Raw genomic sequence first — 22205 nt, forward strand, 5'->3', positions numbered from 1 at the left:
TGCTCGAGTACTTGGTTATATAACAACTAAGCTTAATGCGCAATTGTCAAAAAATGGGATCCTGTTATGTCTTCGCAATCATCACCTCATCATGTTCTTGTACTGAACTGTGGAAGTTCGAGTTTAAAATTCGCTATTTTAGATGCCACCACATCTGAAGAAATCATTTCAGGTCTTGCTGAACGCCTAGGCTCATCGTCGCCATCTGTGAAATACAAATACCTTGGCAAAAAACAACTGATTGAACTTGCGCCTAATCAAGCTCACAGTGCGGCAATCGATACCTTAGTTAGCCTTATTAACGAACACCATTTAGCTGAAAACCTTATTGCAGTAGGTCATCGCGTGGTTCACGGCGGCGAGCACTTTACTAAATCGGTACTGATTGACGACGATGTAATTAAAGGAATCACTCAAGCCGCTACGCTTGCGCCATTACATGGGCACGCTAATTTATTAGGCATTGCTGCGGCGCAAGCATCATTCAAGGGACTACCGCAAGTAGCAGTGTTTGATACCGCGTTTCATCAAACCATGGGCAATGTTGCCTATTTATATGCCCTCCCTTATAAACTTTATACTGATTATGGTGTTAGACGTTACGGCTTTCATGGTACCAGCCATTATTATGTTGCAGGTCAAACAGCAGTCCTTTTAAACCAGCCTATTGAGCAAAGTAATTTTATCAGCGCTCACTTAGGTAATGGCTGCTCTGTGTGTGCAATTAAAAATGGCAAAAGTGTTGATACCAGCATGGGCTTAACTCCACTAGAAGGCTTAATGATGGGCACCCGCAGCGGAGATATTGATCCGGGTTTATTTAACTTTTTAACCACCCAACTTAACTACGATGCACAACAAATTGATGACTTATTAAACCAACAAAGTGGCTTACTGGGTATCAGTGAACTTTCTAATGACTGTCGTACAATAGAAGAAGCTGCTGTTGCAGGAAATGAAAAAGCCATTTTAGCATTGGAGATGTTTTGTTATCGTTTAGCAAAACAAATAGCCGCATTTATGGTGCCATTGCAACGCCTTGATGCGTTAATTTTTACCGGTGGTATTGGTGAAAACTCCGATATTATTCGTGATAAAGTAATAACACAACTGAGCTATCTTGGCCTTGATTGCGACAGTACAGCCAACCTTGCAGCCCGATTTGGCACACAAGGGGTTATCAGCAGTAATAATGCAAAAACAAAAGCAGTAGTAATGCCAACAAATGAAGAGTGGGTCATTGCTCTTGATGCCGCCTCAATTGCACAGGAGTTATAATTATGGCACGTCGAATTATGCTAGTACCTATCTCTACTGGGGTTGGTTTAACATCGGTCTCAGTCGGGTTAGTGCGTGCGTTAGAACAAAAAGCGGTCAAAGTTAATTTTTTCAAGCCCATAGCCCAGCCTCGCTCAGGTGAAACGGGCCCTGAAAAATCAACACAAATTGTCACCCAAGGCTCACCTATTACACCACCTACTCCTTTTGCGCTTGATTATGCAGAGCAAATGATCGGGGATGGAAAAGGTGATGATTTACTTGAAGAAATTGTTGAGCGCTTTGAAAATGCCATAGGCAACGATGTAGTCGCAATTATCGAAGGTATGGTCCCTACTCGCCGCCAACCTTATGCAGGTAGAGTAAACCGCGAAATAGCACAAACTCTCGGCGCTGACATTGTGTTTGTGCTCACTCCTGGTAATGACAGTAACGATCAAATTGAAGACCGCCTAGAAATTGCAGCCGGGTATTATGGCAGTGTTGACCATGCACGCGTATTAGGCTGTATTTTTAATAAAGTAAATGCACCACTGGATGATGAAGGCAGAGCACGCGCAGATCTCGTGGAAGCACATAAACCCGACGAGCTTGACAATGAGCTCAATCGCTTAGCATCTTTACCTATTTTTAGAAAACATCCGTTTATGTTACTTGGCTCGATCCCATGGGATTTTGAGCTGGTTGCTCCGCGCGTTAAAGATTTATGTGCGTATTTAAAAGCTGACGTGATCAACGAAGGTGATATGGCTCATCGTCGTCTACGCCGCGTAACATTTTGTGCCAGAACAGTGTCAAATATCTTAAATCATTTTACCCCAGGCGCACTGCTGGTGACCCCAGGCGATCGTTCAGATGTGTTAGTTGCGGCCTGTTTATCAGCCATGAATGGCACTAAATTAGGAGCTATCTTATTAACTGGTGGTTTTAAACCTGAGCCACGGATCATGACCTTGTGCGAACAAGCGATGGCCACCGGCCTGCCAATCCTCAGTACAGATGCTGACACCTGGCGTACTTCATTGCTACTGCATAACTTTAATATGGAAGTACCGTGCGATGACGTACAACGAATTGATAAAGTAAAGCATCATAATGCCAGCCATATTGATTCAGACTGGTTAGATACGCTTGCTAAAAGTGTCGGCAAAACTCGTAAAATGTCACCTCCAGCATTTCGTTATTTACTCACGGATAAAGCCCGCCAAGCGGCAAAAACTATAGTGTTACCTGAAGGCAATGAGCCTCGAACAATAAAAGCCGCCGCTATTTGCGGTCAACGTGGTATTGCGAAGACCATTCTATTGGGCGATCGAGAAGAAATTGAACGTATCGCTATACAACAAGGTGTTGAGCTAAACGAAAATGTAACCATTATCGAACCTCATGATGTGATCAACGACTATGTTGCGCCTATGGTTGATATTCGTAGAAACAAAGGCCTGACTGAAGTGGTTGCCCTTGAACAGCTCCAAGACAACGTTGTGCTTGGCACTATGATGTTAGAGCGTGGTCAAGTCGATGGTCTGGTCTCGGGTGCAGTAAATACAACCGCCAACACCATTCGTCCGCCGCTGCAATTAATAAAAACAGCACCAGGGTCATCATTAGTCTCGTCGGTGTTTTTTATGTTGCTACCTGATCAAGTACTGGTATACGGGGATTGTGCCATTAATCCTGATCCAACCGCTGAGCAATTAGCCGATATTGCCATTCAATCTGCAGACTCAGCCGCCGCATTTGGTATTGAGCCACGAGTAGCGATGATAAGCTACAGCACCGGCACGTCAGGCACTGGGGCTGATGTAGAAAAAGTCCGTCTGGCAACAAAGTTAGCGCAACAAAAACGCCCTGATCTGATCATCGATGGTCCTTTACAATATGATGCGGCGATTATGGAAAATGTCGCACTTAAAAAAGCACCAAATAGCCCAGTGGCTGGTAAAGCGACGGTGTTTATATTTCCAGACTTAAATACCGGTAATACCACTTATAAAGCGGTGCAACGAAGTGCTGATTTGATAAGTATCGGCCCAATGTTGCAAGGTATGCGCAAACCCGTCAATGACTTAAGCCGCGGTGCTTTGGTTGATGATATTGTCTATACAATTGCGCTTACTGCTATCCAAGCGGCACAAGCCGAAAATATTTAACACCATGGGTAAAGTGATTGCATGATGATCACTTTACCCTGTGCATTTCTTTAGCTAATAAAAATTATAAATAAAATAAATAGCTTAGCGTTGTTATACCTCCCTATTCCCAACCTTATCCACAGAAATTGTGGACAACATTGCTCTTTTATTTAAGTAAGATAATCTATACTATTGATCAGTATACACAGATGGGAAGTCTCACAATTAAAAAAGGGGTAGCAATGTCTAAGCAAACGTTACAACTGCATAGTACGGCCTTTACCATTCATAGCCTTGATGTTGATAGCGAGATCCCCGCTGCTTTATTCAAACAATCAATGTTTATTATCGCCAAAACCAACGATGAGTTATCTATTGTTTGCCCTAGCCAGTTCGCCATTGAAAGCCTTGATGCTGAGCACGATTGGCGCGCGTTAGAAGTGATCGGTCCACTTGGTTTTTCATTAACCGGAATAATGGCAAATATTTCTGGAGTTTTAGCCACAGCAAATATCTCTATTTTTGCGATTTCAACCTACGACACCGATTACGTTTTAGTAAAACAACAGCGTATTAAAGATGCCATCAGCGCGTTAAAAAAAGATGGCTATCAGTTTCTCAATGAGCCCAAATTAACATAATGAAATACACGGATATTAGTTATTTACCACAACGTCAGTTAGCGGCTAACAGTATTGCAATTTGTAGCCCTTTTAGTGGTAAAGTTGCCCCATTAAGCGAGCACCCAGAACCCTTCTTTAGCTACGGCACACTTGGCCCAGGGATAATGGTTGCCCTGAGCAATCATAAAATATTAGCGCCCTTTGATGGTACATTAATGCAAGTAAAAAATGCCGGTACTGAATTTATTTTACAAGCCAACAATGGCTTAAAAGTGCTTCTAAATTTATATTTAGACCAACAGCAACACATTAAACACACTCATATAGCCCAACTCAACGGCAGTAAAATAACCAAAGGGCAACGGCTCGCTTATTTTGATCTTAGAGATCTCAATAGCCCCTTACTTGCCAGCCTTATTTTACTTAACGGGCATCAACTTAAACCAATACATTATTCTTTATCTCAGGTTACAGCTGGGGTAGATACTCTTTTAACACTAACTAAGAAGTAATTAATATGACGACTCTTTACGGCATTAGTAACTGCGACACTATAAAAAAAGCCAAAAAATATTTAACCGATAACAACATTGACTTTAATTTTCATGATTACCGTAAAGACGGCATAAGCCTTGATATGATCACTGAGTTTGCAACGCACATCGACTGGCAAGATCTGGTCAATAAACGTGGCACAACCTATCGCCAATTATCAGATGAGCAAAAACAGAACCTTGATAAACACACTGCCTTGGCAATTTTGGTAGCACAACCAGCAATGATCAAGCGCCCAGTGCTTATTCGCAACAACAGCTATCATTTAGGTTTTAAACCAGCGCAATATGATGAGATTTTTGCATCATGAATCATCCCGTCATCGAACTTGCACAAGCCTTAATACAGCGTCGCTCAGTCACCCCTGAAGATGCAGATTGCCAAACTATAATGAATGAGCGATTGGCACAGCTTGGTTTTAATATTGAATCACTGTTTTTTACTGACACCCAAAATACATGGGCACGTAAAGGCGACAGCTCACCGCACTTTTGCTTTGCAGGTCACACTGATGTAGTACCAACAGGACCAGAAAAGAACTGGCAGCACCCGCCTTTCTCTGGCTTTCTAGCCGATGGCATGTTGCATGGCCGTGGTGCGGCTGATATGAAAGGCTCTTTAGCTGCCATGGTGGTAGCAACCGAGCGATTTGTAACTAAACACCCCGATCATAAAGGCTCAATTTCTTTTTTAATTACCTCTGATGAAGAAGGCCCTTTTATCAACGGCACCACGCGAGTAATCGATACGCTGGAGGCCCGAGGTGAAAAAATAGATATGTGTTTGGTTGGCGAGCCTTCATCGCGTGATGTACTGGGTGATGTCGTTAAAAATGGCCGCCGAGGCTCACTGACTGGCTTTTTAACTGTTAAAGGCATACAAGGTCATGTGGCTTATCCGCAACTTGCTCTAAACCCTATTCATATTGCAACGCCAATGCTTGCCCAGTTGAGTCAAACGGTATGGGACAACGGCAATGAATTTTTCCCTGCTACTAGTTTTCAGATTTCAAATATTAATGGCGGTACGGGAGCTGGCAATGTGATCCCAGGCGAGCTTGAAGTGCAATTTAATTTTCGCTTTAGTACCGAAGTAACTCATCAGCAACTCCAGCAACGAGTTAACGACATTCTGGCTGAATATGATTTTGCATACGAGCTGAGTTGGATTGTTAACGGTCAGCCATTTATCACCGAAGGCGGCCCGCTTATTGATGCCACGGTTGCAGCCATCAAATCAATAACTGGCTTAAATACCGCACTTGAAACCACTGGCGGTACTTCAGATGGACGTTTTATAGCACAAACCGGCGCAAAGGTTATTGAACTTGGCCCACGTAACGACACCATTCATAAAGTGAATGAGTGCGTTAATTGTGATGATCTCATTTCACTTGCTGATATTTACGAGCAAATTCTAGAGCAACTTTTAACATGATCCCTGCTAAGCTCACATCGCAACAGTTGGCTGAGTGTGCCTGTGGTAAAGACGAGCTACTGCTTGTTGATTATCAAGATCATAAACTGCATAAAGACATTATTGATGACTTTATGCAGTTGCAAAATGCAGCTCGCGTTGCAGGCTTTGCACTGACTATTGCATCAAGCTTTCGTAACTTTGAACGTCAAGCATTGATTTGGAATGCTAAATTTAATGGTCATCGACCTGTGCTCAATAAGCAGCAACAGCCCGTTGATTTAGCCTCCATGACAGACATTGAAAAATGCCATGCCATTATGCTTTATTCAGCCCTACCGGGAAGCAGTCGCCATCACTTTGGTACTGATCTTGATATTTTTGACCAAGCCAGTGTTTCTGATGACTATCAGCTGCAGTTAGAGCCTCACGAATACCAAGACAATGGCCCTTTTGCAGCGCTGACCAAGTGGCTGGATAGTCATTTAGAAAAGTATGGCTTTTATCGCCCTTATCAACATGATTTAGGCGGCGTTGCGCCTGAACCTTGGCATATTAGCCACATAGTGCAATCTGACATTTTACTACAACATCAGAGTTTAACCGTATTAGCTGATACTATAAATAACAGTCAGCTTGCCGGCAAAGCTGCTATTTTGGCGAATTTGCCGCAACTGTATCAGCGTTACGTGCTGAATGTCAGCTCTGCGGTTGTTTAGCCAGTAAAAAAACCAGCACAGCGCCAAGAATAACGGCGCTGGCAATAACAAACTGAATGCTTAGTTCTTCCGCTAAAAATAACATCCCTGCCAGTGCAGCTATCACTGGCACACACAGCTGAACCACTGCGGCTTGACTGCTTTTTAATAAGGGTACGGCAACATACCAAACACTATAGCCAATACCCGACGCAAGAGCACCAGATGCACATGCAAGCGCGATCCCCTGCCAACTGATCCCCGTTAAATAACCAAAACCCACGATCAACAATATCGGTAATGCAAATAAACTACGCACAAAATTAAACGTTGTGGTTTTCAGTGGGGATAGACACACTTTTCCGCGAATACTGTATATCCCCCACGCAATACCGCTAATCGTCATTAATAATGCTGGGCTCATTGACGGCATCGTTGCCGATGGCAGCATTAAATACACAAAACCAATGACAGCGATAATAAATGCACACCACTGTACAGTCGTGAGTCGCTCCTTGTTGAAAATCCCCCAGCCAATCATAGTCAATTGAACAGCAGAAAATAAAATCAACGCGCCAGTTCCAGTGTCCAATTCTACATAGGCAATTGAAAAACATAACGCATAAACCAGTAAGCTAACACTGCTGCGCCAACTACCACGTTCATGCTCTGCATTATTAAGATTGTTATCTTCCCTAGCTACAGACTCTGTTGGTGTTGCTTGTATAAGGAAAATAAATCCTAAACACAATGCGCCACTGAATAGCCGCAAAGCTGTAAAATTCCATGGATCAATGTAATTTTGTGCTAATGCCATACGACATAAAAGAGAATTAGCTGCAAATGCCACTAGGGCGAGTACCGTAAACAGTGTTGCTTTCAAAGTGATCCTTAGTTTTAATCTTGCTAAGCATTAAACCCTATGAGGTGAGTTATTCTATCGTTTAGTAGTCGGCAACCACTCGATCCATTAATTAATCAACATAATAAGAAAATCAGCTACCTGTTTGCCTGAAGTATCTATTTATACAGGATTGCCATAATAGCGCAAAGCTTACCTATTGTTTTGATCATTCGAATGTATCGTGCAACAACTCAGTGACCAATGATCGCGTAACTATTTCTTATAAACACGGTGATTGCTACGCTTTTTTACATTGTTTAACATCTTCTCTGGATTAGATTATGCTAATCTGTATTAACGCTTATAAAAGGAGTGCCATGTGCAACGCAGTGTTATTTTTGGCTTTTGTGTCATGCTAAGTGGATGCAGCACCATTGGGTTTAGTGATCTGTTTTCAGATTACGCTACCCAAATGACGCCTGTACGCCAAGCTATTAAGACCAACAATATCGACCAAGCCCAACAGCTTTTGCCGACTAATGGGCAGTCACATAGTAACTACTTGCTCAATCAATTAGAGCAGGCCCGTTTAAGCAATTTAAATAATCAAAATGAGGCTGCAAGACCACAGTACGAAGCGGTATATCAGCAAATGGAAATAAAACGCCAAGCAGCAAAAATACAAGTAAGCGCAGGGCTTGAACAAAGTAACGCCCTTTTTACCAATGATTCAGTCATTAGCTATACGCCAGCGGCTTATGAAATGAGTATGCTGCACAGTTACCAAGCACTTAATTATATATATCAACATAATATTGAGGGCGCATTAGTCGAAGTTCGCCGTGCAAATAAAGTACAAACAGATGCGTTAACGGCTAATCAAGACGACATAGATGCTAGCGTAAAAGCAGCACAAAAACATTACCCAAGTATGGATGAGGTGATCAAAAACGTAAAAAATGGCTATCAAAATGCGTTTACATTTTATCTGTCAGGTTTGCTCTATCAAAGTAATAAGCAATACGATGATGCCTATATTGATTATAAAAAGGCATTAGAGATCAACCCTGAAAACACCTATTTGCAGCAGGTTGTACTGCAATTAGCAAAACAGCAAGGATTTGATCAAGATTTTGCCGAGTATAAAAAACGCTTAGCTGAATTGCCAAAACAAGTCGCCAACAGCGGTGACGTTGTGGTCTTGATCGAACAAGGTTTAGTGCCAGAAAAAGATGAATTTGTGTTGCGCCTGCCGATTAATACATCCGGTGGTGATGCTCGTTTTTATAGCTTAGCGATGCCCGTTTATAAAGATAGAGCCTATATACCAACGGTTAATGACATTAGTATCGGAACACAGACTTTACCTTTGAGTCCATTGGTAAGAATAGAAGCGTTAGCGGCTAAAACACTTGAAGAACAAACACCGGCAAGAGTATCGAGGCAAATACTAAGGTTAGTCGCTAAAGAAAAAGTACGGGCAGAGCTGGCTAGAAGTGGCGGCGATGTGGGTAATATACTCGCTAATCTATACAACCTAGCCTCTGAGCAAGCAGATACCCGCAGTTGGTTAACTTTACCTAATCAAATAAGTGTTGCGCGCACCCAGTTAACAGCAGGAGACCATGTTTTAAAACTTGCCAATCAGAACGACATAAACTTTACGGTTAGTAAGCAAGGGTTAACCTTGATTTATCTAACCTCTATTAACAACTATTTTAATTCCCATGTAGTGCAACTTTAGGAGCTATCATGAAATATTTAGTGCCATTATTAACGGTCTGTCTACTTGCTGCCTGTACCAGTAGACCGACTACATCAGGTATAAGTGTTGAACAAGCTTCAGCGCAATACCAACAACAGCTAAAAGTCGATAATCCTGCACTAGGTAAAAAGCTGGCCATTAGTGATGTAAAGACTCGCCAAACGAATCAATTAACTGATGTTGTTGTCACACTTTCGAGTCAGTATAAAAAATCACAATATTTACAGTATCAATTTACCTGGTATGACGGCGATGGTTTTGTGATCAAAGGCAATCATTCTCCTTGGCAATCATTGACTTTATTTGGTTTTGCTAACGTGCAACTGCCTGGCCTTGCACCTACATCTGATGCGGTTACATTTTCATTAGCGGTACGCGAAGTATCGACACAAGCACAAGAATTTAAAGATTAAAGGACACCATTATGAATACAGTAAACACAACTAAAAAACCAACGCTTAAAACACTCTCGGGTTTTGCGTTGTTAGGTTTGAGTGCGCTTGCCCTCAGTGGCTGTGCCAATAAAGCCGTAGTCAGCTACGGAGACGCACAAGCTGTAGAAACAACTGATATTAACTTCGGTTCAACTGACTTACAAAAAGTCGCCAGCCAAATGACGGATTCACTGTTGGCATCACCTGTGGTCGGCACATTAACAGCTAATACTCGACCAATCGTATTTGTTGAACGTATAAAAAACAAAACCAGTGAACACATTGATACTGAATCAATTACCGATTCAATTTCAACACAATTATTGCGCAGTGGTAAATTTCGTTTTGTTGATATGGGCCGCGTAGAAGCCGCTCGAGAACAATTGAACTTTCAAAATGATGATGCCCTAGTAGACCCAACTAAAGCGATTGCATTTGGCCAACAAGTTGGCGCGCAGTATATGCTTTATGGCAACCTGTCGAGCATCGTAAAATCGAATGCCGATAAAGCCGACGTATACTATAAATTCACAATGCGCTTAATGGATTTAAAAAGTGGCTTAGTAGAATGGGCGGACGAAACAGAAATTCGTAAAACCCGCGAAAAATCAACCTTTGGCTGGTAATTCAGCTGAGGAGGTAAATGATGAATAAACTCATACTTGGGCTGTGTACAGCCCTGCTCATCAGTAATCCAAGCTTTGCCGCGTACGAACGCAATAAAGCCGTTCCTGTCCAGCAAGTACTATTTGGCAGTGTTCAATCTGTACGTAATATTACCGAGCAAGAACTTGTTCAAGACAAAAATAGTGGCTGGAAAACCTTTGGCGGTGCATTACTTGGTGGCGTTATTGGTAACCAATTTGGCGGCGGCAGTGGTCGCACCGCAGCGACTATTTTAGGCTCGGTCATCGGTGGCAGTGTGGCGAACAACAGGCAACAAAGCAGCCATTATAATCAATACCACTTAGTCGAGTTAATGATCAAAGTTGAAAATGGTGAACAATTTATGGTGGTACAAGACAAAGACAATCAAATGATATTTAGAACTGGCGACAGCGTGCGCTTAGTATATTTATCAGATAATACAGTCCGCGTTGATAAAGCCTATTAAGCTATTACATTAAACTAAAAAGCGAGCAGTATTAATGCTCGCTTTTTAGTATTTATAACTTTATTACTACGTTAGCTTTGTCTGTAATCGCTGAAAAAGCGTTGCATCTTACTCATAGCAGTCGTTAAATCATCTTTGTTAGGTAAAAATACCAATCTGAAATGATCTGGATTTGGCCAGTTAAATGCTCTTCCGTGAACCAGTAAGATCTTTTCTGCTTTGAGTAAATCTAAAATCATTTTTTCATCATTTTTGATATTAAAACGCTCAGTATCTACTTTGGCAAATGCGTACAATGCTCCTTTTGGTTTTGCACACGAAATACCTTCTATCGCATTTAAACCACGCCATGCAATATCACGTTGTTCGTATAAACGCCCACCGGGATTTATTAAATCATCAATCGACTGTACGCCACCTAATGCTTGCTGGATCGCATATTGTGCCGGCACATTGGCACATAAACGCATAGAGGCTAAGATATCTAAACCTTTACGTAAATCATCCATCAATGCAGTACGGCCACTTAATACCATCCACCCCATACGCAAACCCGCTGCGCGATAGGTTTTTGCTAAGCCATTAAAAGTAATGATCGGCACATCATCACACAGTGCACCAATGGAGCTGTGCGTGATCCCATCGTATAAAATCTTCTCGTAGATTTCATCACTCAATAACAGTAATTTATGTTCACGTGCAATATCAATTAACTGCTGTAAAAGTGCGTCGTCGTATACTGCACCCGTCGGATTATTAGGGTTGATCAGCACTAATGCTTTAGTTTTTGACGTGATTTTACTTCGAATATCAGCAATATCAGGGAACCAATCTTGCTCTTCATCACATAGGTAATGGACTGGATTACCACCCGCAAGTTTGACTGAAGCGGTCCACAATGGATAATCAGGTGCTGGGATCAACACCTCATCATCATTATTCAGCAAAGCTTGGGTCGTCATTTGAATTAATTCACTGACCCCATTACCAATATAAATATTATCGACGTCTAGATTATATAAACCACGTTGTTGGTAGTGCTGATAAATAGCCACACGGGCTGAGTAGAGGCCTTTGGAGTCACAGTAGCCTTGGGCTGAATACAAGTTACGAATAATATCGCGGTGCATATCTTCAGGCATATCAAACCCAAATGCCGCAGGATTACCAATATTCAATTTTAAAACTTTTTGGCCTTCATCTTCCATTTTGCGAGCCTGAACTAACACCGGCCCACGAATGTCATAACAAACGCCTTGTAATTTATGACTCTTTTTAATTTCTGACATTTTTACCTCTACTAGTGGAACAGCTAGATTAACCTAGTAAAGGGGCTAAATACCAGTGGATTTAATACTTCAAAACTGAAATAAATTCACGTCTGGGTATAGCTAACTAACGGCTTTGTAACCAATCAGTTAACTTAGCTGCTGAACCGGCAACTTGGTTGTCAAGCTGCTGAGCTGCCGCAAGCGCCTGAGAAACATCATTATTATTTAAGCTTTGTTCAATTTCTCTGGCCACCTGAGATAGACTGCTGGCACCAAACTGCGCAGCATTTGATTTTAAACTATGAGCATGGCGACTTGCGACTTGGATATCACTATGTATTGTAGCCAATACTTCAGAGCCTAATCGTTCAAATTCAGCACAACAAAAAGTCAGCGTATCGCTAAATTGCTCGCCTAATAACGATTCCATACTTTCCAATGCGCTTTCATCAATGACTATTGTATTCATTATTCATCCTTTTGTATTTAGCAACACTAAACCAGTAACTTATATTATTTTTATACTTTATCGTTCTATAGAAAAAAAACCAACTAATTGTCTCATTAAGCGTATAATTAGCGGGTTTTTCAACTTATTGCTATTAAACAAGATTATTTTATGTCCCGTTCATTGTGTGTTAATTGTAAATTTAGTCTACAAACGTGCCTTTGTGAAGATTTGTCGGTACTGGAAAATAAACTCAAAGTTATAATTTTGCAGCATCCTAGCGAAGTAAAAATCACTAAAAACACCGCCCGCTTACTCACACTGTGCCTAACGCAATACGACATCATGGTAGGAGAAACGCAGGCTGATTTTGCACAACTAAGCACACTACCCGTTGCCACAACAGCCTTACTCTACCCTGATGATAATGCCATCCTACTGGATGATGAAAGTACCGCAGCACAACAATTTAAAAGCCGGTTAAGTCATCTAATTGTAATCGATGGCACCTGGAAAAAAGCATTTAAGATCATGCAACTTACCCCAGCCCTTGCGGCTTTTAAAAAGGTCAGCTTTACGACGATCCCACAAAACCGATATCGTATTCGCAAAGCTCCCCGTGCAGATAGCCTCTCCACATTAGAAGCGGTTGCACATAGTTTAGCCTTGATTGAGCATATTAACCCTGAACCTCTGTATCACGCACTGGAAGCACTCAACAGCAAACAAACCCAGTTTATGCCTGAGCATGTTAAAGCGCGTTATCAAGCCAAATGAGTGCCAATAATCGCTTAAAGCGCGGGTTTTTCCGCCAGGGACCGGATTATCGATTTGATGACCAAGTTGACTTTAGTGATATCCGCGATACATTTGGTTTTCGTACTATGGTGGTGGGTAAATGGGTCACCAAAGAAGAACGCTTTATTAGTGCTAATTTAATTTACGACGCACTAGCCGATTTAGCGCAAATACTGCAAGTGCCGCCAAAGACCATTGGTCTGAGGGGGAAACTCAATTTTGCTTTTGGCCATGGCGGTCAACAACACGTCCAAGCATATTATAATAGCCGTACTCGAACTCTTGCGCTGGCAAAAAATGCAGGTGGTGGCGCGCTGGCGCATGAATGGTTTCATGCGTTTGATCATCACATAACTAAGCACATATTTCCCCAGCATTCGCCACAGCATTTTGCCTCTAAACTTTGGCTGGAGCACACGATTGAGCAAAGTCACCCACTAAACTTAGCATTAAATAAGTTTTACCAAGGAGTATTTCTAGAACCAACCGGTCAACACGCTAATCAATATGTTTTAGACTGTATAGAATTTGATAAACAACAGCAGCAGTTTTATATGAGTATGCCTGAAGAGCTAGCTGCGCGTAGTTTTGAAGCATGTATTGCTTGTAATGAGCAGATCGTTAATCACTTTTTAGTCTCCGGGCTCAATAGCTCAGCACTTATTTATCCTAAACACGATAGCTTGAAAATTTGTAATCACGCACTTAATAATTATTTTTCCCAATTAGGTCAACGACTTTTTCAAGATCATTAACAAATACAGTGGTGGTTTCAAGATTTTCTTCAAGCCACTGCATGTAATCGTCAAACGGTAATGGTCGTGAAAAAAAGTATCCCTGACCAACTTCACAGCCATAGCTTTGTAATTTAGCCATACTTTGGCTATCTTCTATCCCTTCGGCCACTACGTATGAACCCAGTGATTTGGCAATATCACAGGTAGCACGACAAATTGTTTGATCATTTTTAGAGTATTCAATATTCATTACAAATTGCTTATCTATTTTTATTTCATCAAAGCCCATTTTGCTCAAATACGCGAGTGACGAATACCCCGTGCCAAAGTCATCAATTGCTATTTTAACGCCAATTAAACGGTAATCATTCAGGGCATTTTTTATATCAACCCCCTCAAAGAGTGTTGCCGATTCCGTTAGTTCTAACATTACATTAGCCGGGTTGAGTTGATGCTCATTCAACAACGTTATAAATAACACTGGTAAATCTTTACGCAGCAAATCTTTAGCCGAAATATTGATAGATACAATATGCTCAGGCAATAATACAATCATTTTCTTTTGATATTGCAGTGCTTGCGTAATAACCCATTCGGTTAAATCTGAAATTATCCCTGATGATTCAGCAATAGGGATAAATAAATCAGGGGGAACATTACCCAATTGTGGATGCTCCCAACGTAATAAAGCTTCCGCGCCGTACACTTTACCGGTGTTTAGATATATCTGTGGTTGAAAAAATAAACTAAGCTGATCGCATTCAATGGCTTCTTTTAGAGCTGATGCAATCGCAATGCGCCGTTGCGATAACGTCACATTCTCTATATTAAACATATGCCAGCGTTCACCATGAAGGGGTTTAACCGCCAGTGCTTGCAGCCCTCTCTGGACTAGTTGTAATGAGGTACTGGCATGTAAGGGATAATTTGCTACACCGATTTCAACTTTATCAATTAAGTGAATGCGTTGATGAGTGAGACCCTCAGCAAAAACGCTATTGATCACACATACAAACTGCTCTACTTGGCTTAATTCTAACTTGCCGACTATTACAACCCCATAGGTGCTGTCATCTAACCTGGCAATACAACGGCTATGCTGATGGTTAGCTTCAACACACAGTACATTCATTGAGGCTAATTGCTGGGCTAATTTGCCCATGGTTAATTTTATCTGCTCATTTACATGTTCATAGCCAAAATTTGCTCGAGCATTAATCAGTACAGCAGGCCTAAATAACAGTAAAGAATGCTCTGTTGATAATTTCACCTGACTATCAAGACGCTCTATTAGTAACTGTTTATTAGGTAGTTTTGTATCATCGTCGTGAGTGAGGCTGTAGCTATATTGCATAACACACTTACGCTCGTGAATGAGTAACAACATCACAAAAGTAATTACATTTAGCACCAGTAACATATCATTAAGTTGCTGTATCTGTGCACCAGCCACCAGCGTTGCTTGCCAACATAAAGTTTGTAAAGCCACTGCAAACCAAACCAGTACAAACTTAAATTGCATCGCTTTTTTGGTATTACTAAGCCAATAAAAAAATAAATAACTCATCACCACCAACATAGAACCCAAACACACGGTCACTACAGCAAACTGCACTGATTGCTTCATAAAACAGCTAAATAGTGCTGCAACACAAAATAAGCTTATATAAACTGTTAACTTATCTTGTCGAGCGTTTAAAAGATTTTGCGACTGTAAATAATGAATAAAGTAAAAGTTGACCACCCCTAAGGCTATAACTTGAAATGAAAACTGTAACTTTGTGTACCATAAAGACGCAAATTCAATATTAAAGTAATTCAACACCCCTTTTGCTATTAAAAACTCACTCAATACACACATTAGGTAAGCAAGTAAATAAAGCGATTTTGCTTGATGAGATAAACCATATACAGTGCCAACAACGGCAAGACACAGCAGTAATAGCCCGGTAATTAAAAAGAAATTTCGCAGTTTCTTGTTTATCAAATTGGCAAACTCATTACCAGTTGCAAGGCCAATGCTCAGCCTGTCATCTTCACTATGGCGAGCGTAAATTACAGCCCAACGAGCCTCATCTTCAGGTAACAGTGCGTGTGGCAGTACCTTATTAACGTAACGGTATGCATCATTATTTACTTCAACTAGCGGGTTGAAATTCTCATCAAGAGTATAAAAATCAAGCTGTGCTAAATGGGAGTTATCTGCATAAATTACCTCAATCTTTGATTGCGACTGTTTATCCAAATCAATAATAAACCAATAGCCTTGCTCTGCCTTGATACGAACATGTGATAAATCTGTTTTTGAGTCTGTAGCGACAACTTGTTCTAGTAGAGGTTTGGTAGTTTGAAAAGGCGTATTTGCTGGCACTATCCAGCCACTGGAAATCACTTCATCAGCCAGCAAAGGCGTTGTAGCAGTGATGCTAAACAATATTAACAAAATCTTTATACAATATGTTCGCGCTAATATGCTTGCCTGATCCACTGTCACTCCATGTGCATTATATAAACAGTACATTATAAAACTATAATTAAAGTATGGAGGTATTAAGTGAAATTGCCAGTAAATAACCTAAACTTGGGAATAATATGTCAGTAAAATGCTTAAGTAGAGTGTATGGTAATTAAATCGAGTGATTATATTTTTAAGTAATAAAAGGCCTATCAAATGATAAGCCTTTATTTTAAAGCTATATTTTAATTAGTTACTATCATCACTAATACGACTTGCAACTGCGCTGGTTTGATCTTTATATTTAGCATCTTTACGCGTGTTGTACGGATTTTCAGCAGGGCCTGACATGGTCTCAAAGCTCATAGCGCCGATTTTCATCATTGGTCGTAATGCCAACGGCAATTTACCGGAGTTATAAAACTCTAACACGATATTACCAGACCAACCGGGATCAATCCGATGGGCCGTTACATGCACCATTAAACCTAGACGTGCCAAAGATGAACGGCCGTCAAGCCAGCCAACGATATCTGCCGGCAACGTGACTTTTTCATAGGTCATCGCAAGGGCTAATTCACCTGGGTGTAAAAAGAATGCATCGCCCTCTTTTAACACGATTTCATCGCTCATTATTGATTCCATTGCTTTATTAAGCTGATCTTTTGGACCACTTAAATCAACATAAGCTGCTGTATGATCTTGAAATACACGAAACTTATTACCTAAACGTAAATCTGCCGTTACCCCAGAAATCATTTCGTCGGTCGGACTTGGCTCAATAATAATACGCTGTTGGGCAATATATTCTTTAATATGGGTATCTGATAATCTCATTAATTAATCATCCGTAATCACAATTTCGACTGAATTATGATGGGGTTGTTGATAGTAAAGCATACTGGCAATCAGCCGCGCAGCATCAGCATATGTTTCACTCACCGCAGCCTGGTTATCCATCGCAATTAATTTGCCTTGCTCTGAGTATTCGCGAATATCAATCGCCAAAGGAATTTGCGACAACACAGGCACACCATGACGCTGAGCTAATTTTATTGCGCCATCCTTGCCAAACACATGATTTGGTTTGCCGCAATGTGAGCACAAAAAATGACTCATATTTTCAATCAAGCCCAATACTGGCACATTCACTTTATTAAACATGGCAATGCCTTTTTGCGCATCAGCAAGTGCTAAATCTTGCGGAGTCGTCACAATCACCGTGCCACTGGCAGGTACTTTCTGACTCATAGTAAGTTGAATATCCCCAGTTCCTGGTGGCATATCTACAATCAGGTAATCAAGTTCACCCCATGCAGTTTCATTTAACAGTTGCGTTAATGCGCCCGACGCCATCGGTCCACGCCAAACTGTGGCATCATCACTAGGCACTAAAAAGCCAATTGATTGTGCTTTGATGCCATTAGCGTCAAATGGTAGCAATTGCTTGTCATTTTTAGCCGTGGGTGTTGCTCCTTCAAGGCCTAGCAACATTGGAATAGACGGGCCATAAATATCCGCATCTAAAACTCCCACTTTTGCGCCTTCAGCTTTGAGTGCACCCGCTAAATTTACCGCGGTGGTTGATTTACCTACACCACCTTTACCTGATGCAATCAACACAATATGTTTTATCGCTTTGAACTTAGATGCTTCAGTCAGCTCAATGCTTGCGTTAATTGTCACTGCTTGATTAAGTTGTTGGCTTACAAACGCTGCTACCTTTGGCATTTCAGATAACGCAGCAAATGGCAGCGTTAAATGAAGCAATATTGATTTATCATTTTTTGATTCAATGCTTTTAATGAATTTTTCATCAATGCCGACAGCAAAAGCGGCACTGCGATACCCTGCTAAGGCAGTAAGAATCGGTTGTTTTTGCACCGATTTAGAGGAGAATAGTTTCGACAATCCAAACATAACAATAAAATAGTGTTTCTTTGATGAAAATTGCCTCGGAATTATGTAACATTCAGGGCATTAACACCAGTCAATTAATGAAAATCGGCCAACCACGAAGGTGTTTCCTTTAGGTTTGCTGATAATATTATGATTTTCATCCGTTCCTTAACAGGAACCGTCAATTCGGAATGATTATGGCACAGCGAAAGATCCTCATTACCAGTGCATTACCTTATGCCAACGGCCCAACACATTTAGGCCATTTATTGGAATATATTCAGACTGATATCTGGTCACGTTTTCAAAAACTACAAGGCCACGAAGCTTATTATGTTTGCGCCGACGATGCCCATGGCACGCCAATTATGCTCAATGCACAAAAGCAAGGGATCACGCCGGAAGAAATGGTAAAAAATGTCAGCATTGAACGTCAACGTGACTTTGCAGACTTCAATATTAAATTTGATAACTACCACAGCACCCACAGCCAAGAAAACAAAGAATTCAGCGAGCTTATTTATAATCGCTTAAACGATGCCGGTCATATCAAAAAGCATACTATTTCACAGTTATTTGACCCTGAAAAAGGCATTTTCTTACCCGATCGCTTTGTAACTGGTACGTGCCCAACTTGTAAGTCTGAAGACCAAAATGGCGACAGCTGTGACGCATGTGGCGCAACATATAGCCCAACAGAGCTTATCAACCCGCGCTCTGTGATGTCAGGTGCTGAGCCAGTACTTAAAGACTCTGAGCATTACTTTTTTGACCTGCCAGCATTTGAAGGCATGTTAAAAGAGTGGCTTCACTCCGGCACTATTCAGCAAGAAATGGCCAACAAACTAGACGAATGGTTTGCCGATGGCCTGCAACAATGGGATATCAGCCGCGATGCGCCCTACTTTGGCTTTGAAATCCCTGGTGCGCCTGGTAAATATTTTTATGTCTGGCTTGATGCGCCAATTGGTTACATGGCCAGCTTTAAAAACTTATGCGACAAACAAGGCATCGACTTTGATGCATTTTGGCAAGAAGGTTCTGACGCTGAGCTTTACCACTTTATCGGTAAAGATATTATCTACTTCCACAGCTTATTTTGGCCAGCAATGCTTGAAGGCGCAAAATTCAGAAAGCCAACCAATGTATTCGCGCATGGTTTTGTAACGGTTAATGGCGCTAAAATGTCTAAATCGAAAGGCACGTTTATTAAAGCGCGTACATATTTAGAAAACCTCGACCCTGAGTTTTTACGTTATTACTACGCTGCTAAACTTAACAGCGGCATCACCGATCTGGACTTAAACTTAGAGGACTTTGCACTACGTGTAAATTCAGACTTAGTTGGTAAAGTGGTTAACATTGCCAGCCGTTGCGCCGGTTTTATTACTAAAAAGTTTGACGGTAAATTAAGTGACACTGTCATGGAGCCGCAATTATTAGCTGAATTCCAAGCAGCTACCGATACCGTTGCACAGCACTATGAAAACCGTGATTATAGCCGTGCTATTCGTGAAATAATGGCGCTTGCTGATAAAGCAAACCAATTTATTGATACCGCAGCACCATGGGTATTGATCAAAGACGAGACGAAACAAGAACAAGCTCACCAAGTGTGTTCGCTTGGGCTTAACTTATTCCGCGTGTTAATGACTTACTTAAAACCGGTATTACCGGGTATGGCGGCAAACGTAGAAGACTTCTTAAATGATGATCTATCTTGGCAAGGCGCGCAAACTGCGCTTGTTAGCCACCCTATCAATAAATTTAAACCGTTAATGCAACGTGTAGAAATGGATAAAGTAAATAAAATGGTCGAAGAATCAAAAGAAAGCTTACTCGCTGCAAAAGACAAAATCGATCCAAACAGCCCTTTGGCAAAAGAGCCTATTGCAGCTGAAATCGAATTTGACGATTTTGCCAAAGTAGATTTACGTGTAGCGAAAATAGCCAAAGCAGAGCACGTTGAAGGCGCTGATAAACTACTTAAACTAACGCTCGACTTAGGCGGCGAAACACGCCAAGTATTTGCAGGTATTAAATCAGCCTACGCCCCTGAAGACATTGAAGGCAAACTTACGGTTATGGTTGCCAACCTGAAGCCACGCAAGATGCGCTTTGGCATGTCAGAAGGCATGGTACTGGCAGCAGGCCCTGGTGGAAAAGAAATCTATATTTTGAACCCAGACGACGGCTCAGAGCCAGGTATGCGTGTAATGTAATTCGACTTTAACTAGTTAACACTAAAAAGCCGTTGTTTTAAACAACGGCTTTTTTAATTGCCAGAACAAATTGTTTTTTCAGCCAATTTTGCAACACATTCAGCGTCAGAAAAAACGAAAGGACGCAATAACAATCTATTTGGTTCTATTTCCTGCTGCATACTTTACCTAATTGTAGTGCTTAAGCTAGACATTACAAAATTTAGCATGAGTGCCTATGTAATTAAAATTACTTGCCTTTTCTTATTTTAAAAATAAGCTGACCTCCAAGCCTGCGCTCAAAACATAAATGAGTTTATTATTTGCGGGTAACCATTTCCATGGCTATTATCAAATAATGCAGCATAAGGATAATTAAATTTAGGAGTGCATGTGAAAATATTGTCCATCGACGATAACCCTCAAAATAGAAATATCATGGAAATGGTGCTATCTAAGCAATATGACATTACTTCATCTGATGGGAGTGAACCTATCTTAGCTTTGATGGAAGAGCATCAGCCATAGGTAGTACTGATGGATATCTTACTTAGTAATGACTTCACGGGTTACGATTTAGTTAAAGAGATAAAGGAATGCGGTGCGTACGACGAGTGTGAAATTATATTTATCTCAGCCTTAACATCGAGTGAAGACAAACTCGCCGCTTATGGATATGGAGGCGATGACTATATTGCTAAGCCAGTCGATTTCAAAGAACTTTGTGAAAAATTAAAACGTGTTGAGCTGCGTATTACAGAGCGTAACAACTTAAAAGAAATGTTCGAAGTAGCTTCATCTACCGCTTTCACATCGATGCAACAGGCAAGTGAACTTGGAGATTTAGTAAAATTTTTTACCGACAATCTTAAAGTAGCGGATCTGAACACCTTACTTTAGCAATATCCAACACTATTTTACCAATTTAGGCGCGAGCTGTTGTGTCGAGTTTAGAGTAGCAAAGCAATATCACCAATTTCCACAACACACTATTACTGACTTAGAAAAAGAAATTCTTGAATTAGGCCGAGGAGCTAAGCGAATAGTGCCATTTAGTTCCAATTTATTATTTAATTCGCCTACTTGCACAATGATAGTAAAAGGGATCAATGCAAGAGATGAAGACTTACTTGGCCGCCTTCGCGATAACTTTGCTATCCTATTGACCATTATAGAAAGTCGAATAGACTTTATTGAAGTACAATTAGAAGAAAACAATAACATACGTAAAATTGCATTAAATAATCTTAAAAGCCAACTTATTGAAGATTTTGTTACAATAAAAAGGTTATGTTTAGAGCAAGATACAAAAGTAAAAATGCTCGTTAATGATTTATCTCAAATGGTGCAATCAAAAATGATTACCTTAGGGTTGGATGAAGCACAAGAATCAGAGCTGATGGGGTTAATCGATGAAACTAAAGACGTTGTTGAAGAAACATTGGTACTATCTTTCACTCTAGAAGATAAACTTCAAGCTATGACAAAACGCCTTAAAGCTGTTGAATAAGTGAAAAATTAGCACATAACATCT

The 22205-nt window shown here is 40.9% G+C and carries 22 protein-coding genes; 16 read left to right on the forward strand and 6 right to left on the reverse strand.

Features of this window, described 5'->3' with window-relative positions:
• The first annotated feature begins 66 nt into the window (after positions 1–66).
• From H5203_RS03675 to H5203_RS03705, 7 genes are all read left to right on the forward strand, one after another.
• Positions 67–1278, forward strand: coding sequence for an acetate kinase (locus tag H5203_RS03675; RefSeq protein ID WP_145233739.1), 1212 nt, complete (start codon positions 67–69; stop codon positions 1276–1278).
• A 2-nt stretch (positions 1279–1280) separates the two neighbouring features.
• Positions 1281–3431: a phosphate acetyltransferase gene (gene pta, locus H5203_RS03680; RefSeq protein ID WP_182730969.1), complete on the forward strand. Its 2151-nt coding sequence runs from the start codon at positions 1281–1283 to the stop codon at positions 3429–3431.
• A 224-nt stretch (positions 3432–3655) separates the two neighbouring features.
• Entirely contained in the window at positions 3656–4054 is a 399-nt protein-coding gene (locus tag H5203_RS03685; RefSeq protein WP_182730970.1) for an ACT domain-containing protein, read from the forward strand.
• The gene (locus H5203_RS03690; protein WP_145233732.1) at positions 4054–4548 is read left to right on the forward strand and encodes a PTS glucose transporter subunit IIA; all 495 of its coding nucleotides are present in this window, start codon (positions 4054–4056) and stop codon (positions 4546–4548) included. Before H5203_RS03685 ends, H5203_RS03690 begins: the two co-directional genes overlap by 1 nt.
• 5 nt (positions 4549–4553) lie before the next feature.
• Positions 4554–4901, forward strand: a complete 348-nt coding sequence (locus H5203_RS03695; protein WP_182757706.1) for an ArsC family reductase — start codon at positions 4554–4556, stop codon at positions 4899–4901.
• A complete protein-coding gene (gene dapE, locus H5203_RS03700; protein WP_182819395.1) occupies positions 4898–6028 on the forward strand; it encodes a succinyl-diaminopimelate desuccinylase in 1131 nt (376 codons plus the stop codon). Before H5203_RS03695 ends, dapE begins: the two co-directional genes overlap by 4 nt.
• Entirely contained in the window at positions 6025–6726 is a 702-nt protein-coding gene (locus tag H5203_RS03705; RefSeq protein WP_182819396.1) for a M15 family metallopeptidase, read from the forward strand. Before dapE ends, H5203_RS03705 begins: the two co-directional genes overlap by 4 nt.
• Here H5203_RS03705 and H5203_RS03710 read toward each other — a convergent pair.
• Positions 6707–7588 (reverse strand): DMT family transporter, encoded by an 882-nt coding sequence (locus H5203_RS03710; RefSeq protein ID WP_182757703.1) that lies wholly within the window; start codon positions 7586–7588, stop codon positions 6707–6709. The genes H5203_RS03705 and H5203_RS03710 overlap by 20 nt on opposite strands.
• Before the next feature lie 340 nt (positions 7589–7928).
• On the opposite strand from H5203_RS03710, the gene H5203_RS03715 reads away from it, so the two are divergent.
• The 4 genes from H5203_RS03715 to H5203_RS03730 are packed head-to-tail and all read left to right on the forward strand — an operon-like array spanning position 7929 to position 10862.
• Positions 7929–9293, forward strand: a complete 1365-nt coding sequence (locus H5203_RS03715; RefSeq protein ID WP_182757702.1) for a tetratricopeptide repeat protein — start codon at positions 7929–7931, stop codon at positions 9291–9293.
• 8 nt (positions 9294–9301) lie between these two features.
• The gene (locus H5203_RS03720) at positions 9302–9727 is read left to right on the forward strand and encodes a YcfL family protein (protein WP_145233718.1); all 426 of its coding nucleotides are present in this window, start codon (positions 9302–9304) and stop codon (positions 9725–9727) included.
• Between the two features lie 11 nt (positions 9728–9738).
• Positions 9739–10374, forward strand: a complete 636-nt coding sequence (gene lpoB, locus H5203_RS03725; RefSeq protein ID WP_145233716.1) for a penicillin-binding protein activator LpoB — start codon at positions 9739–9741, stop codon at positions 10372–10374.
• A gap of 20 nt (positions 10375–10394) precedes the next feature.
• The gene (locus H5203_RS03730; protein WP_149981188.1) at positions 10395–10862 is read left to right on the forward strand and encodes a glycine zipper 2TM domain-containing protein; all 468 of its coding nucleotides are present in this window, start codon (positions 10395–10397) and stop codon (positions 10860–10862) included.
• A 71-nt stretch (positions 10863–10933) separates the two neighbouring features.
• On the opposite strand, the gene H5203_RS03735 is transcribed toward H5203_RS03730, so the two are convergent.
• The gene (locus H5203_RS03735; RefSeq protein WP_145233714.1) at positions 10934–12151 is read right to left on the reverse strand and encodes a pyridoxal phosphate-dependent aminotransferase; all 1218 of its coding nucleotides are present in this window, start codon (positions 12149–12151) and stop codon (positions 10934–10936) included.
• Positions 12152–12257: 106 nt separating this feature from the next.
• Positions 12258–12602: an Hpt domain-containing protein gene (locus H5203_RS03740; protein ID WP_145233710.1), complete on the reverse strand. Its 345-nt coding sequence runs from the start codon at positions 12600–12602 to the stop codon at positions 12258–12260.
• Positions 12603–12752: 150 nt separating this feature from the next.
• Between H5203_RS03740 and H5203_RS03745 the strand changes: the two genes are divergently transcribed.
• Together H5203_RS03745 and H5203_RS03750 are read left to right on the forward strand one after the other, a co-directional pair.
• Complete coding sequence (locus H5203_RS03745; protein ID WP_145233708.1) at positions 12753–13358, forward strand: tRNA-uridine aminocarboxypropyltransferase; 606 nt, start codon at positions 12753–12755, stop codon at positions 13356–13358.
• Positions 13355–14134 (forward strand): CLCA_X family protein, encoded by a 780-nt coding sequence (locus tag H5203_RS03750; protein ID WP_182819397.1) that lies wholly within the window; start codon positions 13355–13357, stop codon positions 14132–14134. The genes H5203_RS03745 and H5203_RS03750 overlap by 4 nt, the downstream gene beginning before the upstream one ends.
• Here H5203_RS03750 and H5203_RS23115 read toward each other — a convergent pair.
• The 3 genes from H5203_RS23115 to apbC all read right to left on the reverse strand — a co-directional run bounded on the left by H5203_RS23115 (position 14085) and on the right by apbC (position 18491).
• Entirely contained in the window at positions 14085–16604 is a 2520-nt protein-coding gene (locus H5203_RS23115; protein ID WP_220495279.1) for a bifunctional diguanylate cyclase/phosphodiesterase, read from the reverse strand. The genes H5203_RS03750 and H5203_RS23115 overlap by 50 nt on opposite strands.
• A 216-nt stretch (positions 16605–16820) precedes the next feature.
• Positions 16821–17408 (reverse strand): dCTP deaminase, encoded by a 588-nt coding sequence (gene dcd, locus H5203_RS03760; RefSeq protein WP_145233702.1) that lies wholly within the window; start codon positions 17406–17408, stop codon positions 16821–16823.
• Between the two features lie 3 nt (positions 17409–17411).
• Positions 17412–18491: an iron-sulfur cluster carrier protein ApbC gene (gene apbC, locus H5203_RS03765; protein ID WP_182819399.1), complete on the reverse strand. Its 1080-nt coding sequence runs from the start codon at positions 18489–18491 to the stop codon at positions 17412–17414.
• Positions 18492–18667: 176 nt separating this feature from the next.
• Here apbC and metG point away from each other — a divergent pair, with 176 nt between their 5' ends.
• The 3 genes from metG to H5203_RS22790 all read left to right on the forward strand — a co-directional run bounded on the left by metG (position 18668) and on the right by H5203_RS22790 (position 22181).
• On the forward strand, positions 18668–20692 hold the full coding sequence (gene metG / locus H5203_RS03770; protein ID WP_182759796.1) for a methionine--tRNA ligase: 2025 nt from the start codon (positions 18668–18670) through the stop codon (positions 20690–20692).
• A gap of 516 nt (positions 20693–21208) precedes the next feature.
• Positions 21209–21571, forward strand: a complete 363-nt coding sequence (locus H5203_RS22785; RefSeq protein WP_259401901.1) for a response regulator transcription factor — start codon at positions 21209–21211, stop codon at positions 21569–21571.
• Between the two features lie 145 nt (positions 21572–21716).
• Positions 21717–22181 (forward strand): hypothetical protein, encoded by a 465-nt coding sequence (locus H5203_RS22790; RefSeq protein WP_259401902.1) that lies wholly within the window; start codon positions 21717–21719, stop codon positions 22179–22181.
• The last annotated feature ends 24 nt before the right edge of the window (positions 22182–22205 follow it).

The organism is Pseudoalteromonas sp. SG41-1, assembly GCF_014164575.1.
In the GTDB taxonomy this organism is placed as follows: Bacteria; Pseudomonadota; Gammaproteobacteria; order Enterobacterales; family Alteromonadaceae; genus Pseudoalteromonas; species Pseudoalteromonas rhizosphaerae.

Bases quoted from the DNA above. Each gene is read 5' to 3' on its own strand.
- H5203_RS22785 (WP_259401901.1), top strand. From the start codon at position 21,209: ATGGATATCTTACTTAGTAATGACTTCACGGGTTACGATTTAGTTAAA.
- H5203_RS03695 (WP_182757706.1), top strand. From the start codon at position 4,554: ATGACGACTCTTTACGGCATTAGTAACTGCGACACTATAAAAAAAGCC.
- H5203_RS03675 (WP_145233739.1), top strand. From the start codon at position 67: ATGTCTTCGCAATCATCACCTCATCATGTTCTTGTACTGAACTGTGGA.
- H5203_RS03730 (WP_149981188.1), top strand. From the start codon at position 10,395: ATGAATAAACTCATACTTGGGCTGTGTACAGCCCTGCTCATCAGTAAT.
- lpoB (WP_145233716.1), top strand. From the start codon at position 9,739: ATGAATACAGTAAACACAACTAAAAAACCAACGCTTAAAACACTCTCG.
- H5203_RS03685 (WP_182730970.1), top strand. From the start codon at position 3,656: ATGTCTAAGCAAACGTTACAACTGCATAGTACGGCCTTTACCATTCAT.
- H5203_RS03705 (WP_182819396.1), top strand. From the start codon at position 6,025: ATGATCCCTGCTAAGCTCACATCGCAACAGTTGGCTGAGTGTGCCTGT.
- H5203_RS03720 (WP_145233718.1), top strand. From the start codon at position 9,302: ATGAAATATTTAGTGCCATTATTAACGGTCTGTCTACTTGCTGCCTGT.
- dapE (WP_182819395.1), top strand. From the start codon at position 4,898: ATGAATCATCCCGTCATCGAACTTGCACAAGCCTTAATACAGCGTCGC.
- H5203_RS03690 (WP_145233732.1), top strand. From the start codon at position 4,054: ATGAAATACACGGATATTAGTTATTTACCACAACGTCAGTTAGCGGCT.
- H5203_RS03740 (WP_145233710.1), bottom strand. From the start codon at position 12,602: ATGAATACAATAGTCATTGATGAAAGCGCATTGGAAAGTATGGAATCG.
- H5203_RS03750 (WP_182819397.1), top strand. From the start codon at position 13,355: ATGAGTGCCAATAATCGCTTAAAGCGCGGGTTTTTCCGCCAGGGACCG.
- apbC (WP_182819399.1), bottom strand. From the start codon at position 18,491: ATGTTTGGATTGTCGAAACTATTCTCCTCTAAATCGGTGCAAAAACAA.
- dcd (WP_145233702.1), bottom strand. From the start codon at position 17,408: ATGAGATTATCAGATACCCATATTAAAGAATATATTGCCCAACAGCGT.
- H5203_RS03745 (WP_145233708.1), top strand. From the start codon at position 12,753: ATGTCCCGTTCATTGTGTGTTAATTGTAAATTTAGTCTACAAACGTGC.
- pta (WP_182730969.1), top strand. From the start codon at position 1,281: ATGGCACGTCGAATTATGCTAGTACCTATCTCTACTGGGGTTGGTTTA.
- metG (WP_182759796.1), top strand. From the start codon at position 18,668: ATGGCACAGCGAAAGATCCTCATTACCAGTGCATTACCTTATGCCAAC.
- H5203_RS03735 (WP_145233714.1), bottom strand. From the start codon at position 12,151: ATGTCAGAAATTAAAAAGAGTCATAAATTACAAGGCGTTTGTTATGAC.